Raw genomic sequence first — 13,791 nt, 5'->3', positions numbered from 1 at the left:
CAACCCTCCCCCGCACAGGCGGGAGGGTTTTTCGTTGGCAAGGACACGTCGCGGCATGACGGACGATAGCGACCGGTTGATCGAGGCCGGGACGCCGACCTTCCGCCGCTCCACGCTGGCGCTGTTCGCGGCCGGATTCTCCACCTTCGCGGTGCTCTACGGCGTCCAGCCGCTGCTGCCGATCTTCGCCGACACCTTCGCGGTCTCGCCCGCCGAGAGCAGCCTCGCCCTGTCGCTGCCCTGCGCAACGCTGGCGATCTCGCTCCTCTTCGTCAGCCCGCTCTCGGAGGTCTGGGGTCGCAAGCCGGTGATGGCGGCCTCGCTCTTCGCCTCCGCTCTCCTCACCATCGGCGCCGTGCTGATGCCGAGCTGGCACGGCTTCCTGGCCCTGCGGGCGCTGACCGGCATCGCCGCGAGCGGTCTGCCCGCGGTGGCGATGGCTTATCTGAGCGAGGAGATGCACGGGCGGGCCATCGGCCTTTCGATGGGGCTGCTCATCGGCGGCAACGCGCTCGGCGGCATGGTCGGGCGGCTGCTCGCGGGCATCATCGCCGATCACGCCTCCTGGCGCTGGGGCCTGGGCACCATCGGCGTGCTGGCCCTGTTCGCGGCGCTCGCCTTCCAGTTCGCCCTGCCGGCCTCGCGCCGCTTCGTCGCCCACCGCATGCGCTGGCGGGAGGTGCCGGGCACCTTCACCCACCACTTCCGCGATGCGGGCCTGCCCTGGCTCTTCCTCGAACCGTTCCTGCTGATGGGCGGCTTCGTCTGCGTCTACAACTATATCGGCTTCCGCCTGCTCGATCCGCCCTATTCGCTCAGCCAGACGGCGATCGGCCTCATCTTCATCGTCTACCTCGCCGGCACGGCGAGTTCCGCCATCACCGGCCACGTCGCCGGGGTGCTCGGGCGGCGCAAGGTTCTGTGGCTCGCGATCCTGCTCGGCATGATCGGCATCGCGCTGACGATGGCGCAGAGCCTGATCCTCATCATCCTCGGCATCGTCGTCGTCACGGTGAGCTTCTTCGGCGCCCACTCGGTCGCGTCGAGCTGGGTCGGGCGGCGCACTTCGAGCGACCGGGCCCAGGCCTCGGCGATCTACCTGTCGATGTACTATCTCGGCTCGTCGCTGCTCGGCACGGCGGGCGGGTGGTTCTTCCTGCATTACGGCTGGACCGGGGTGGCGGCCTTCTTCGGAGCGCTCTACGCTGCGGCGCTCCTCGTCGCCGTGAGGCTCGCGCGCCTCGCGCCGCTGCCGCCGGGAGGGCCGGCCCCATGACCGATCCGATCAGCCACGACGCGCAGATCTCGGCGCAGTTCGGCGGACGCGCCGCCGACTACGTCGCCAGCGCCGTCCATGCCGGGGGCGAGGATCTCGCGGCGCTCGCCCGCTTCGGCGCCCTGCCCGGCGCCGCGGTGCTCGATCTGGGCTGCGGCGGCGGCCACGTCACCTACGCGGTGGCGCCCCACGTCGCCTCGGTCGCCGCCCTCGACCTGTCGCAGGCGATGCTCGACGCGGTCGCTGCCGAGGCGCAGCGGCGGGGGCTGACGAACATCGCCACGCGGCAGGCCAGCGTCGAGGCCCTGCCCTTCCCCGACGGGCGCTTCGGGCGGGTGCTCTCGCGCTACAGCGCCCACCACTGGGGCGACGTGCCGGCCGCGCTTCGCGAGGCGCGCCGGGTTCTCGCGCCCGAGGGACGCCTCGGGCTGGTGGACGTCGTGCATCCCGGCCCGCCGCTCCTCGACACGCATCTCCAGGCCTGGGAGCTTCTGCGCGATCCCTCGCACGTGCGCGACTACGGCGAGGCGGAATGGCGCGCGATGCTGGCAGAGGCCGGCTTCGTGCCCGGCGCCGCCCAGGGCTGGCGCGTGCGCATGGATTTTTCCGCCTGGATCGCCCGGATGGGCACGCCGGAGGCGAGCGCGGCGGCGATCCGCGGCCTGCAACGCGGCGCGCCGGAGCCGGTGCGCGCGCATTTCGCGATCGAGGACGACGGCAGCTTCACCCTCGACGTGATGCTGATCGAGGCGGAGCCGGACGGGCTCTAGGCCACTTCCCCGGCAAGACGCTGCGCCGCCCGCTCCCGCCCGATCAGCGGCAGCAGCGCGGAGAGATCCGGGCCGTGGTCGAGCCCGGTCAGCGCGAGGCGCAGGGGCATGAACAGAGCCCGGCCCTTGGCGCCGGTGCGCGCCTTCACCGCGTCGGTCCAGGCCTTCCAGGTGCCGGGGCCGAAGGGCGCCTCGGGGAGCAGACTCGCCGCGGTGGCGATGAAATCCGGCTCGGCGATGACCGGCGTCACCGGGCCGGCGACCACGCGCCACCACTCGGTGGCCTCCGAGACGCGGCCGAGATTGGCCCGCACCGCGAGCCAGAACGCCTCCGCGTCGCCGGCCGGGATGCCGAGGGCGGCGAGACGGTCGCGGACATCGGAGAACGGCATCTCGTGGACGAGGCGGGCGTTCATGCCGTCGAGTTCGGCCGGGTCGAACCGGGCCGGCGCCCGCGAGAGATGGGCGAGATCGACGAGGCCCGCCAACTCGTCGAGGGAGGCGATCGGGCGCACGGCCTCGGCCGAGCCCGTCAGCACCGCGAGCGAGCGCACGGCCGCCGGCTCGTAGCCCGCCTCGCGCAAGGAGCGCAGGGAGAGGTGGCCGAGGCGCTTGGAGAGCCCCTCCCCGTCCGCCGTGGTGAGCAGGTTGTGGTGGCCGAAGGCGGGGATCGAAGCGCCCAACGCCTCGAACAGCTGCACCTGCACGCCCGTGTTCGTCACGTGATCCTCGCCGCGGATCACGTGGCTGACGCCCACTTCCGCGTCGTCCACCACGGAGGGGAGCGTGTAGAGGTAGCTGCCGTCGGCGCGCACCAGCACGGGGTCGGAGAGCGAGGCGCTATCGACGTGGCTCTCGCCGCGCACGAGATCGTTCCAGGCCACGATCCGGTGATCGAGCCTGAAGCGCCAGTGGGGGCGCCGGCCCTCGGCCTCCAGCGCGGCGCGCTCGGCCTCGCTCAGGGCGAGCGCCGCCCGGTCGTAAATCGGCGGCAGGCCGCGGCCGAGCTGGCGCTTGCGGCGGCGCTCCAACTCCTCCTGCGTCTCGTAGCAGGGGTAGAGCCGGCCCTGGTCCTTCAGCCGCTCGGCGGCCGCGTCGTAGAGCGCGCTGCGATCGCTCTGGCGGAAGAACAGGTCGGGCTCGATGCCGAGCCAGCCGAGATCCTCCGACACGGCACTGGCGAATTCCTCCGTCGAGCGCTCGCGGTCGGTGTCGTCGAGGCGCAGCAGGAAGCGGCCCCCCTGGCGGTGCGCGAAAAGAGCGTTCAGGAGCGCCGGCCGGGCGTTGCCGATGTGCAGGAAGCCGGTCGGCGAGGGCGCGAAGCGCACGAGAGGAGCGGTGGACATGCCGCCGCTCTACCCAATTTTTCGAGCCGCCGCACCGCCTACGGTGCCGGCGGGTCGCGTCAGGGGGCGTTCTTCACGGCCGGGGCCGCCGTGTCCGCCGCACCGAACAGGCCGCTGCGCAGGGCCGTCACCCAGTCCGCGCGCCGGCCTTTTCCGTCGCCGACGACCACGGTCGCGGTCATGCCCGCCACCAGCGTCACGCCCTCGGGAACGCGGTCGATGCGGATGCGCACGGGCACCCGCTGGGCGAGCCGCACCCAGGTATAGACCGGATCGACGTTCGGCAGCCCCTGCGTGCTCGGCGCGGCGTTGGCGGTGGAGATGCCGAGCGTCACGCTCTCCACCGTTCCGCGCAGGGGCGCGTCGTAGCCCATGAGAGCCACCTCGGCGGGCGCCCCGGCCCGGATATGCGGCATCTTCGTTTCCTCGAAATAGCCGTCGATCCAGAAGGAATCCGTGTCGATCACCTGGAGGTTGGCGGTGCCGGTCGTGGCGTAGTCGCCGACTCGCAGCAGCAGGTTGGTCACGCGGCCGTTGACGGTGGAGCGGACCTCGGTGCGCTCCAGGTTCTTCCTGGCCTGGGCGAGCTGCGACGTGGCCGTCTTGAGGGCGGCCTCGGCGATCTTGGCGGTGCCGGCAAATTGCTGCTTCTCCTCGACCGAGGTCGAGACCGTGGAGAGCGCCGCGCGCCGGGCCGACTGGGATTGCTTGACCGAGAGATCCGCCTCGCGGTTCGCGATCTCGGCCTCCGCCGACACCACCGCCTCCTGAAAGTCGAAGGGATCGATCACGTAGAGGATGTCGCCCTTCTTCACCTCCTGGTTGTCGGTGACCCGCAGCGCGACGATGGTGCCGGAGACCTGCGGAGCGATGTTGGCGACCTGCACGCGCACGCGCCCGTCCCGGGTCCAGGGCGCGGTGACGTAGAACTGCCAGACGATGAAGGCCGCTCCGGCGGCGCAGGTGAGAATGACGGCCGTCGCCGTGAGCCGCAGCACGCGGCCTCGGCGCCCGCGCCGCACCGCTGTGGGTTCCGCGGCCGAGGCGGCCTGCTGGCGGCGCGCCTCGTTCGCGGAGGCCGCCTCGCCCGCATTCCGCTCCGGGGCGCGGCCCGGAGACTCGGCGTGGGCCGGCGCGTCGTCGTCGCGCCTCACAGCATCACCACGACGAGCGCGAGCAGGCAGACGTAGATCCCGGCCTCCGCCAGCGGCGGGTTGGCCACGAAGCGTCCGAAGCGGATCCGGCGGAACACGACCCGCAGGGCCACGAGCAGCGCGAAGGCGACCAGCGCCTGGGCGATGAAGGGCGAGACCAGTATCCCGCCGATGGTGAGGTCGTGGTGCATCCGTGCGTCAGGCATCGAGGAGGGACAGGCGCCGGAAGAGGCGCCCGTGTCGCGTGATAACGCGCGAGGCCGTCGCGAGGTCGCTCACCGCCCGCGCCAGCCTCAGGCGGCCGTCGCGGTCCTGCGTGGCGGCCGCGGCCACGAGATCCTGCGCCGCCCGGTCGAGGTCGCGCGGGCGGGCGGCGGCCAGCGCCGCGCGCCCGCGGGCGAGCAGCGGGACGAGCGCGTCCCGCCCCTGCAAGTGCCGCAACTGCGCGTGCGCCCGGGCGGCGGCGGCTTCCAGCCGCGCCACGGCGAAGGCGTGGTGCAGGCTCGCCCGGCGCACGGCGCCGCTGCCCGAGTTCCAGGCGGAGAACTGGAAGAGGCGGTCGGCGTTCAGGCTGGTGCGCGTGGCCGCATCGCCCCCCTCCCCGGCCAGGGCCTCGGCCAGATCGCGGCGCGCCTCCTCCAGCGCGAAGGCGCGGTGCTGCGAGGCGGAGATGGGCAGGACGAGCCGAACGGTCAGGAACAGGATCACCGCCGCGACCACCACGAGCAGCGCGTTCAGGAGGAAGGTCTGCGGATCGTAGGTTTGCGGATTCTCCGGCGCCATCAGCACGGGATAGAACACGATGGTGATGAAGCCGATGGTGAAGGTCGGCGGGTTCAGCGACACGAGGCAGCCGACGATCACGACCGGCGCCATCGCGATGGCGAGCAGGGGAAAGCCCTGGGTGCCGTCGAGCATCACGAACAGCGTGAGTCCGGCGCAGAGTGCGGCGAACGGCATCCCGATCAGCACCCCTTGCGCGAACTTGCGCGGATCGGGGGTGACCGAGGAGAGCGAGCAGGTCGCCGCGACCTGCACCAGGGCGAAGGAGGATTGCGGCAGCCCGGCCAGCACGAGAAAGCCGGCGGTCACGCCGAAGGCGATCACGACGCGCAAGGCCGCGCGCAGGGCGACCTGGAAATCGCGGTGGGTCGGGAGCGCGACGTCGCGCAGCGGCCGGTGGCCGTCGGCCAGAGCGCGCAGACCGTCCTCGGCGAAGGCCGCGGCCTCGGCGAGATCCAGGGCGCGCTGGAGCGCCACGATCTCGTCCAGCGAGCGGCCGGGCCCCCGCATGCCCTCGTCCACGATGTTTCGGAGCCGGTCGCCGAGGCGGGCGAGCGCGTCGGGCCGCGCGTCCTGCCCGTCCGAGACCGATCGCAATGCCAGGGCCTGCGCCTCCCGCACGAGTGGGCCGGGTTCGGGGAGGCGGTCCATGGCGGCGGCCAGGGCGCGGCTTGCCGCCGCCAGCACGTAGAGCGCGGCGATGGCGCTGCGGGCCCCCGCCGCCCGGTGCCGGCCGTCGTCGAGTTCGGCGGCGATGGCGCCGGCATCCGCGCGCATCGGGGCGATGCGCCGGATCAGGTCCGCCGCGCGCTCGGGACCGGGATCGCCCTGCGTCAGGCTCTGGCGGGCGAAGGCCCGGGTCGCGTCATGCGCCTCGGCGAGGCGCGGAAGCAGGGTCCGCCAGGTGCTCGGCGAGGCGAGCGCGTCGTTGATGAAGGTGATCGCGACGATGCCCACGGTGATCGCGGCGATGCGGCCGATGGCGGCGTCGAAGGCGGTCTGCGGCGCGTCGATATGGGCCACCGCGATGATCGCGACGGTGTAGCCGGCGAGCATCGCCCCGTAGGTGCGGGTGTCCTGCAGGAATTGCGCGACGAAGACGCAGAGCCCCAGCCAGACCGCGAAAGCGACGAGCAGCAGCACTCGATCCTGCCCGAACAGGGCGATCAAGGCGATGGCGACGACACCGCCGACCACGGTGCCGAGGAAGCGGTATCCGGCCTTCGAGAGGGCCTGCCCGCGTTTGGGCTGCGCCAGGATGGCGACGCAGACCGCCGCCGAGGAGGCGCTGTCGAGCTGGAGCCAGAAGGCGGCGTAGAGCGCCAGCATCATGGCGAGCCAGATCCGCAGGGCGAAGGCCCAGGCGGAGGGCTCGGGAACCCGGCGGTCGATCGCGTCGAGCAGGCGGTCGCCGAGGGAGACGGTGCCCCCCGCCGCCCGGCTCACCGCGCGGTTCCCGCCGTGCGGACCGCATCGAGCGCCGCGTCGCGCGCGAGGCCCGCGACCCGCGTTTGCCAGAGGCAGAGCAGCGGCGCGAGGCCGAGCTCCACCGCCAGCGCGGCCAGCATCGTCACCGAGGGCACGCCGGTGAGGTAGAGGCCGAGCAACCGGGCGAGGCCGCCGAGCACCACCACGAGGGTGAGGAACCGGAACAGGGTGGTCTTGCCCTCGATCCCCGGCACGCAGGTGAAGAACAGGATGCCGATGCCGGTGAGCAGGCCCGAGAGGTAGCGGAAATGGCTGTCGGCCGAGACGTTCGGCGGCGTGCCGCCGCCGATCCCGTCGATGCCGAACAGAACGCCGTAGAGGCCCGCCAGCACGGGGATGACGGCGGCGAGCGCCACCGCGCGCTGCAGGAAGCGGCGTTCACGCTCCATCGGGATCGGGCTCCGGGCACGGACAGGTCCGCCGGGCAACACCGCGGCGGCCGATCGGTTCACGCGGGTCGGGCCATGCGCCGGCGCAGGGGTCGGGCCGTGAGCGCGTCAGGCCTTCTGCTCCTTCAGGCGCTTGACGCACTTGCTGTAATATTGCGGCCATTTGGGCCCCTGCGCGGACTTCTCGGTCGCCGAGAGCGCACGCCATTCCGAGCCGCACTTCTTCTGCCGTTCCCGGGCGGCCGACTGGGCCACGCTCGGCTCCTTCGCCGTCTCCTTGGCGGCCGCTCCGGCCTCCCTGGCCGTGGCGGCCTGCGCGAGAAGGAGCGGCGCGGCCAGCATGGCCGCGGCGAGGAGACGAGCGAACATCGGGCAACTCCGCTGGATGGATTCGGCGCACCGGCCGTCCACGCGGCAACACAGCCGCATCGGCGCTCAAAGAGCAAGCGTCCGGCACAACTTGCGCACGATCGTCGTCGCGCCTGACCCCGCGCTTGAGCCCCCGGGGCGATCCGCGCTACGTCCTCGGTGAGGATGGGCGCGGGCCCGCTTTTTCCGGGATGCCAGCATGGCGACCACGACGGCGCAGCCGATCGACCTCTACACCTGGAGCACACCGAACGGGTGGAAGATCCCGATCATGCTCGAGGAATGCGGGCTGCCCTACCGCGTGGTGCCGGTGAATATCGGCAAGGGCGAGCAGATGGCGCCCGACTTCCTCGCCCTCTCGCCCAACAACAAGATTCCGGCCATCGTCGATCCGCAGGGACCGGGCGGCGCGCCGATCTCGGTGTTCGAGTCGGGCGCGATCCTGCAATATCTCGGCCGCAAGACAGGCTGCCTCTACCCGGCCGACGAGCGGGCGCGCACCGCGGTCGATCAGTGGCTGTTCTGGCAGGTCGGCGGCCTCGGGCCGATGCTGGGCCAAGCCCACCATTTCCGGATCTACGCGCAGGAGAAGATCCCCTACGCCATCGAGCGCTTCACGGAGGAGGCCAAGCGCCTCTACGGCGTGCTCGACCGGCGGCTGGCCGATCACGAATATCTCGCCGACGACTATTCCATCGCCGACATCGCCACGCTGACCTGGGCCAAGTTCCACGAGAAGCAGGGCATCGCGCTCGCCGACCGGCCCCACGTCCGCCGCTGGCTCGATACCCTCCTGGCGCGGCCGGCGGTGCAGCGCGGGCTCGGCGCGATCTGAGCGGCGGACCGGCGCATCCGCCTCGGGGCGTCGCGCCGATCCGCCGCCTGCCCTGCCGCTGGGGGGATCGAGGCGAGGACGGGCGCCAGTTTCACCGACGATTGATGCTGCTTTGTGTCCGGCCCCGTTCGCGTCGAGTCCGGGCGATGCCCCCCCCGCGCCTTGAGACAAACCTGTCCGTCTGACGTTGTCCAGGAGCGGCCGCTCACCGGCGGCCGGCAGGAGACAGACGATGCGCCGGCCCACGCGACATGCCTTCGCCCTTCTCGCGTTCGCGGGCGGGCTCATGCCTCTCGCCGCGCGGGCGGAGCCCGAGAGGGTCGCAGTCTTCGATTTCCAGTTCGCCCGGGGCGCGCCGACCGAACCCGGCCGGGCAGAGCACGAGCGGCTGCGGCGCACCAGCGACACGTTCCGCGCGCTGCTGGCCGAGAGCGGACGCTATACGGTGGTGCCCACCGATTCCCTGCGGGACGAGGTGGCCAAAGGCTCGGATCTGCGGGCCTGCAACGGCTGCGCCGAGGATTTCGCCCGGCGCCTCGGCGCACAGGCTGCCGTCACCGGAGAGGTGCAGAAGGTCTCGAACCTCATCCTCAACATCAACGTCTACGTGAAGCCGCTCAGAGCCGACGCACCCGAGCAGGCCTACAGCGTCGATCTGCGCGGCAACACGGACGAGACCTTCGACCGCGGCATCCGCTACCTCGTCAAGAACCGGCTCCTGGAAGGGCGCTGACGGCGCGGCCCGCCCGCATCGGCCGTAGAACATTCTTCCCCGCTCTTGCGTAACGCCTTGCAGGCGAACGGTTTTGTCGCGCAAGAATTCGCTGAGGACAAAATCAGTAGGCTTGGCGGCATTTTCCCGCTTGACGGGCCGCGAACACAGTCGCAGTCTACCCGGGTGCTTCGCGATCGCAAGCACATCTGCCAGGAAGCGGCGTTGTTTTCGCGCGGTTTGTTGGCGAAAGCTGGAGGAGACAGGAATGACTCCACCGCAGCGCGAAGCCGCAACGATAGGCTGAGAACCCGTTCGGTCTCGGACTTAGCGGCCCGCCACGAACACCCGGCGGAAGCGGATCCCTAGGGGCGCAGAAGCGGCCGACACGGCGCGACTTCGAACACGCATCAGCCCCACCTGCCGACCGCTTCCGCCGTCGTTCCTTTCTCCTCGAAGACCGTCTCGCCGTGCAAGCCGGACCCGGCTCGCGCGGTCTTTTGCATGGCCGGATGGCCGTTGGCGTTGCGTGCTCAGCGCCCCGCCAGAAGCGGCGACCACGTCGGGTCAGAGGCGAAGGAGGGCGTCGGCACCGGCTGCTCGACCTTGCCGGTGATGTCGACCATGTAGAGCTTGCCGCCCCCCTGCCCGCCTGGATCGCGGAAGAACATCACGTATTGGCCGTTGGGGGAGAAGGTCGGGCTCTCGTTGTGGAAGCCCTCCGTGAGCACCCGCTCGCCCGAGCCGTCGGGCTTCATCACGCAGATGGCAAAGCCTCCCTTGCGCTGGCGGGTGAAGGCGATCAGGTCGCCGCGCGGCGACCATGCGGGCTGCGAGGCCGCACCCTCGCCGAAGGAGATGCGGCGGGGATTCGAGCCGTCGGCACCCATCACGTAGATCTGCTGCGAGCCGCCGCGGTCGGATTCGAACACGATCTGGCTGCCGTCCGGCGCGTAGGAGGGCGAGGTGTCGATGGCGAGCCCCTGCGTGATCGGCGTCTGCGCCTTGGAGGCGAGATCGACCGTCACGATGTCGGCGTTGCCCCCCTGCTGCACGCTCATCACGAGGCGGCGCCCGTCCGGCGAGAAGCGCGGGCTCGCGCTCATGGAGGCGAAGTTGCCGACCGTCTGGCGCTTGCCGGTCTCGAGGTCGATCATCTGCACCTTCGGCTGCTGGCCGGTCGCCTGGGTCATGAAGGCGATCTCCTGGCCCGCCGCCGAGTAGCGCGGCGCCACCACCGACACGTCGGCGCCGCCGGTCAGCGCGCGCACGTTGGCGCCGTCCTGATCCATCACCATCAGGCGCTTGCGGCGGTTCTCCTTCGGGCCCGACTCGTCGACATAGGCCACGCGGCTGTCGAACCAGGGGCCGAGGCCGGTGATCTTGGTGTAGACCGCGTCCGAGACGAGGTGTCCGGTCCGGCGCGCATTGGCGACATCGGTGCCGTATTGCTGGCCGGTGATCTGCTGGCCCGAGGCCACGTCCCAGAGGCGGAAGGCGACGGTGAGCCGGCCCGAGGCGTCGCGCCCGACCCGGCCGGTGACCAGGGCCTGGACGCCCGCGCCCTTCCAGGCCTCGAAGTTCGGCGCGGCGTCGAAGCTCGGGTTCTCGGGGAAGCGCCCCTTGTCCAGCGGCGTGAAGTAGCCGGAGCGGCGCAGGTTGTTCGTGATCACGCTGGAGACGAGTGAGCCGAGGCTCGCGTCGCCCGCGAAATCCGCGATCGCGATCGGCATGGGCTGGAAGGCGCCGCTGCCGATGCGCAGCTGGAGTTGCGCCTGCGCCGGGGTGGCGGCGGGGAGCGCCAGGGCGAGGACGCCGAGAGCGACCGAGAGCGCCGGCAGGAGCTTGCGCCGGGTGATGGCTGTTCCAGGCATGGAGAAGTCCGGGATCGTCGGGAAGGGATGCTGGGAGGAGCCGAGCGCGCGAGGCGGTCGGCGGGGCCGGTCGAGGCTCACACGGGCGAGAACTCGAACTCGGCGTTGATGGCCTTCCAGTCGTTGTAATAGGGCGCGTACTGGGCCGGGATCTTGTAGGGCGCGCAGCGCCGCACCGCCCGCAGCGCGGCCTGGGCGATCGATTGGTCGACCGCGTTGGAGCCCGACCGCATCACCCGCGGCTCGCTGGTGAGGGAGCCGTCCGCGTTCAGGCGGATGTCGAGCATCGGCAGCACCACGCCCTGCGTCGCTCCGGGCGGAGCCGAGTAGCAGCGCTCGATCTGCTGCTGGAGCATGCCGACGAGCGCATCCCGCAGGGAGGGCGAGAGGCGCTGGGCATTGCCCGTCGCCGTCCCGAGCGAGGCCGTGCGCTGCACCTCGCGGCCGGTGGCGCCGGTCGATTGCGACGGCGAGCGGGCCAGGGTCTCGCGGATGTCGCCGGGGCTGAACTTGTTGGCGAGCTCCGCCTGCTGGCGCGCCTTGGCCTCGGCATCCGCCTTCGCCCGGGCGTCGGCCATCGCCTTCGCCTTGGCTTTCGCGGCGGCCTCGGCTTTGGCCCGCGCATCGGCTTCCGCCTTCGCCTTGGCTTCGGCGACCTGCTTGCGGTGCTCGGCCTCCGCCTTGGCCTTGGCTTCCGCCTCGGCCTTCGCCTCCGCAGCCTTGGCGGCTTCCGCCTTAGCGTGGGCTTCGGCCTCGGCTTTCGCCTTGGCGTCGGCCTTGGCCTTGGCATCGGCGCGCGCCTTGGCCGCGGCGTCCGCCTTCGCCTTGGCGTCGGCCTCCGCCTGCTCGCGCTCGATCAGTTTCTGCAATTCCTCGCGCTTCTCGGCCTCTGCCTTCTGCGCGGCCGCCTTCGCCTCCGCGGCTTTGGCGGCCTCGGCCTTCGCAGCTTCGGCCTTGGCGGCGGCGTCCGCCTTCGCCTTGGATTCGGCTTTGGCCTTCGCTTCGGCAGCCTTGGCCGCTTCCGCCTTGGCCGCTTCGGCCTTCGCAGCCTCCGCCTTGGCGGCAGCGGCTTCCGCCTCCTCCTTCACGGGGTCGGCCTCGTTCGCGCGCAGGGGCATGGCGTCGACGGCGGCGATCTTGGTGTCGGCGGTGCGGGTGGGGGCGGCCGGCGCGTCGGTCTTGGCGTTCTCGGGCTCGCGCTGCTCCTGCTTCTCCGCCACGCGGTCGGCGCGGTTGGGCGTCTTCTCCGGCCGCTCCGCGTTGCGTTCGCCGCGGGTCAGTTCCGAGAATTGCTGCTCGGTCAGCACCTCGACCGGCACGCCCTCCTGCGCGTCCGGCAGGGCCGGCGCGGCGACGGCAAACAGGGCGAGACCCAGCACGGCGGCATGCGCCCCGGCGGAGATCCAGACGCCCGGTTCGCGGTTCTTGAAAGGCTCTGTGAGAGCGTTGGGCCAGCGCAGCGCCACGATGCCTCGCCCCGCTAGTTCGATTCCGGCTCGGTCACGAGGGCGACCTTCTTGAAGCCGCCGCCGGTCACGATCGCCATCACCTGGGCCACGCGCCCGTAATCGACGCGCTTGTCGCCGCGCACGAACACGCGCTCCTCGGTGCCGGTCTTGGCCGTCTGCATGAGCTGGGGCACGATGTCGTCGTCCTTCAGCTCGACCTCGCCGAGATAGACCTCGCCGGTGCGGCGGATCGAGAGCGTGATCGGCTTCACGTCGGAGTTGAGCGGGCTCGCCTTCGACTGGGGCAGGTCGAGGGGCACGCCCACCGTCATCATCGGTGCGGCGACCATGAAGACGATCAGCAGCACCAGCACGACGTCGATGAACGGCGTCATGTTGATCTCGTTGATGGCGCCGTGCCCGCGCCGTCCGCGGCGGCGGCGCTTGCCGCCGCCCTGCGCCGCGCCGTGCGTCATGCCCATATGTCTGGCTCCCGCTTGTGCGAACGGCCGATCAGGCGGCGACTGAGAGGCGCTCGTCGATCTGGCGGGAGAGGATCGCCGAGAACTCGTCGGCAAAGCCCTCCAGCCGCGACTGCGACTTGGCGACCGAGGCCTGAAGCTTGTTGTAGGCGAGCACCGCGGGAATGGCCGCGAACAGGCCGATGGCGGTGGCGAACAGCGCCTCGGCGATGCCCGGCGCCACGACCGCGAGCGAGGTGTTCTTGGAGGCCGCGATCGAGGTGAAGGCGGTCATGATGCCCCAGACCGTGCCGAACAGGCCGATATAGGGACCGGCCGAGCCGATCGAAGCGAGGAAGAGGAGGCGCGAATCGAGCCGCTCGACCTCGCGCTGGATCGTCACGTCGAGCACCTTGTCGATGCGCTGCGAGAGCGAGTGGATCTGCCGGCCCGAGCCCTCGAAGGAGCGCTTCCATTCCCGCATGGCGGCGACGAACAGGGCGCCGAGACCGGTCGGCTGGCGGTCGTTGAAAGAGCGGTAGAGTTCCTCCAGCGAGCGGCCGGACCAGAACGCCTCCTCGAAGGCATCCATCTCGGCTTCCGTGCGGCGGAACAGCAGCGTCTTGTCGACGATGATCGACCAGCACCAGATCGAGGCGCCGAGCAGGCCGACCATCACGAGCTTCACGACGAAGTGGGCCTGCCAGAACAGGCCGAACAGGCTCATGTCTGCGACGGGCGCGGCCTGCATGGCATCGGCTGGGGTCATCGAACGATCCTCGCGTCGTCAGGGCCGCGCTGGAGCGCACCGGACTGCCGACTGATCCTTTGAGCGATGTGGATTGAGATCACTCGGGAATCTGTCGAAAGTAAGGGTCGGGACCGG

14 protein-coding genes are annotated in these 13,791 nt (G+C 71.2%); 4 read left to right on the top strand and 10 right to left on the bottom strand.

What is annotated here, in order from left to right; translation table 11 throughout:
* The first annotated feature begins 55 nt into the window (after window positions 1-55).
* Together ACPCJR_RS08885 and ACPCJR_RS08880 are read left to right on the top strand one after the other, a co-directional pair.
* On the top strand, window positions 56-1,276 hold the full coding sequence (locus ACPCJR_RS08885) for an MFS transporter (protein WP_391511810.1): 1,221 nt from the start codon (window positions 56-58) through the stop codon (window positions 1,274-1,276).
* Complete coding sequence (locus ACPCJR_RS08880; RefSeq protein ID WP_391511809.1) at window positions 1,273-2,046, top strand: class I SAM-dependent methyltransferase; 774 nt, start codon at window positions 1,273-1,275, stop codon at window positions 2,044-2,046. Before ACPCJR_RS08885 ends, ACPCJR_RS08880 begins: the two co-directional genes overlap by 4 nt.
* On the opposite strand, the gene gltX is transcribed toward ACPCJR_RS08880, so the two are convergent.
* The 6 genes from gltX to ACPCJR_RS08850 form a co-directional block, all read right to left on the bottom strand.
* On the bottom strand, window positions 2,043-3,392 hold the full coding sequence (gltX, locus tag ACPCJR_RS08875; protein WP_391511808.1) for a glutamate--tRNA ligase: 1,350 nt from the start codon (window positions 3,390-3,392) through the stop codon (window positions 2,043-2,045). The two genes, ACPCJR_RS08880 and gltX, sit on opposite strands and share 4 nt — an antisense overlap.
* Before the next feature lie 59 nt (window positions 3,393-3,451).
* On the bottom strand, window positions 3,452-4,546 hold the full coding sequence (locus ACPCJR_RS08870) for an efflux RND transporter periplasmic adaptor subunit (RefSeq protein WP_391511807.1): 1,095 nt from the start codon (window positions 4,544-4,546) through the stop codon (window positions 3,452-3,454).
* Window positions 4,543-4,737: a DUF1656 domain-containing protein gene (locus tag ACPCJR_RS08865; RefSeq protein ID WP_391511806.1), complete on the bottom strand. Its 195-nt coding sequence runs from the start codon at window positions 4,735-4,737 to the stop codon at window positions 4,543-4,545. Before ACPCJR_RS08865 ends, ACPCJR_RS08870 begins: the two co-directional genes overlap by 4 nt.
* A 7-nt stretch (window positions 4,738-4,744) precedes the next feature.
* On the bottom strand, window positions 4,745-6,775 hold the full coding sequence (locus tag ACPCJR_RS08860; protein ID WP_391511805.1) for an FUSC family protein: 2,031 nt from the start codon (window positions 6,773-6,775) through the stop codon (window positions 4,745-4,747).
* Window positions 6,772-7,206 (bottom strand): DUF4345 domain-containing protein, encoded by a 435-nt coding sequence (locus tag ACPCJR_RS08855; protein ID WP_391511804.1) that lies wholly within the window; start codon window positions 7,204-7,206, stop codon window positions 6,772-6,774. Before ACPCJR_RS08855 ends, ACPCJR_RS08860 begins: the two co-directional genes overlap by 4 nt.
* Before the next feature lie 108 nt (window positions 7,207-7,314).
* Window positions 7,315-7,575 carry a hypothetical protein gene (locus ACPCJR_RS08850; RefSeq protein ID WP_391511803.1) on the bottom strand — a complete coding sequence of 87 codons (261 nt, stop codon included), beginning with the start codon at window positions 7,573-7,575 and terminating at the stop codon, window positions 7,315-7,317.
* 199 nt (window positions 7,576-7,774) lie between these two features.
* Between ACPCJR_RS08850 and ACPCJR_RS08845 the strand changes: the two genes are divergently transcribed.
* Both ACPCJR_RS08845 and ACPCJR_RS08840 read left to right on the top strand, forming a co-directional pair.
* The gene (locus ACPCJR_RS08845) at window positions 7,775-8,410 is read left to right on the top strand and encodes a glutathione S-transferase N-terminal domain-containing protein (protein WP_391511802.1); all 636 of its coding nucleotides are present in this window, start codon (window positions 7,775-7,777) and stop codon (window positions 8,408-8,410) included.
* Between the two features lie 232 nt (window positions 8,411-8,642).
* Complete coding sequence (locus ACPCJR_RS08840) at window positions 8,643-9,143, top strand: DUF3280 domain-containing protein (RefSeq protein WP_391511801.1); 501 nt, start codon at window positions 8,643-8,645, stop codon at window positions 9,141-9,143.
* A gap of 512 nt (window positions 9,144-9,655) precedes the next feature.
* On the opposite strand, the gene tolB is transcribed toward ACPCJR_RS08840, so the two are convergent.
* The 4 genes from tolB to tolQ all read right to left on the bottom strand — a co-directional run bounded on the left by tolB (window position 9,656) and on the right by tolQ (window position 13,674).
* A complete protein-coding gene (tolB, locus tag ACPCJR_RS08835; RefSeq protein WP_391511800.1) occupies window positions 9,656-10,996 on the bottom strand; it encodes a Tol-Pal system beta propeller repeat protein TolB in 1,341 nt (446 codons plus the stop codon).
* Between the two features lie 77 nt (window positions 10,997-11,073).
* Entirely contained in the window at window positions 11,074-12,462 is a 1,389-nt protein-coding gene (gene tolA / locus ACPCJR_RS08830; protein WP_391511799.1) for a cell envelope integrity protein TolA, read from the bottom strand.
* A 14-nt stretch (window positions 12,463-12,476) separates the two neighbouring features.
* Window positions 12,477-12,926 (bottom strand): ExbD/TolR family protein, encoded by a 450-nt coding sequence (locus ACPCJR_RS08825; protein WP_012456993.1) that lies wholly within the window; start codon window positions 12,924-12,926, stop codon window positions 12,477-12,479.
* A gap of 31 nt (window positions 12,927-12,957) precedes the next feature.
* Window positions 12,958-13,674, bottom strand: a complete 717-nt coding sequence (tolQ, locus tag ACPCJR_RS08820; protein ID WP_391511798.1) for a protein TolQ — start codon at window positions 13,672-13,674, stop codon at window positions 12,958-12,960.
* Between the last annotated feature and the right edge of the window lie 117 nt (window positions 13,675-13,791).

Origin of the sequence: Methylobacterium sp. NPDC097929 (assembly GCF_049543375.1) — a bacterium.
Classification (GTDB): Bacteria; Pseudomonadota; Alphaproteobacteria; order Rhizobiales; family Beijerinckiaceae; genus Methylobacterium.
The sequence above is the reverse complement of the archived record's forward strand: the minus strand, read 5'-3'. Positions and strand labels throughout refer to the sequence as shown.

What these genes read in the sequence shown, in the direction of transcription:
- ACPCJR_RS08885 (WP_391511810.1), top strand. Translation starts at nt 56, where the DNA reads ATGACGGACGATAGCGACCGGTTGATCGAGGCCGGGACGCCGACCTTC.
- ACPCJR_RS08880 (WP_391511809.1), top strand. Translation starts at nt 1,273, where the DNA reads ATGACCGATCCGATCAGCCACGACGCGCAGATCTCGGCGCAGTTCGGC.
- gltX (WP_391511808.1), bottom strand. Translation starts at nt 3,392, where the DNA reads ATGTCCACCGCTCCTCTCGTGCGCTTCGCGCCCTCGCCGACCGGCTTC.
- ACPCJR_RS08865 (WP_391511806.1), bottom strand. Translation starts at nt 4,737, where the DNA reads ATGCACCACGACCTCACCATCGGCGGGATACTGGTCTCGCCCTTCATC.
- ACPCJR_RS08855 (WP_391511804.1), bottom strand. Translation starts at nt 7,206, where the DNA reads ATGGAGCGTGAACGCCGCTTCCTGCAGCGCGCGGTGGCGCTCGCCGCC.
- ACPCJR_RS08850 (WP_391511803.1), bottom strand. Translation starts at nt 7,575, where the DNA reads ATGTTCGCTCGTCTCCTCGCCGCGGCCATGCTGGCCGCGCCGCTCCTT.
- ACPCJR_RS08845 (WP_391511802.1), top strand. Translation starts at nt 7,775, where the DNA reads ATGGCGACCACGACGGCGCAGCCGATCGACCTCTACACCTGGAGCACA.
- ACPCJR_RS08840 (WP_391511801.1), top strand. Translation starts at nt 8,643, where the DNA reads ATGCGCCGGCCCACGCGACATGCCTTCGCCCTTCTCGCGTTCGCGGGC.
- tolB (WP_391511800.1), bottom strand. Translation starts at nt 10,996, where the DNA reads ATGCCTGGAACAGCCATCACCCGGCGCAAGCTCCTGCCGGCGCTCTCG.
- ACPCJR_RS08825 (WP_012456993.1), bottom strand. Translation starts at nt 12,926, where the DNA reads ATGGGCATGACGCACGGCGCGGCGCAGGGCGGCGGCAAGCGCCGCCGC.
- tolQ (WP_391511798.1), bottom strand. Translation starts at nt 13,674, where the DNA reads ATGACCCCAGCCGATGCCATGCAGGCCGCGCCCGTCGCAGACATGAGC.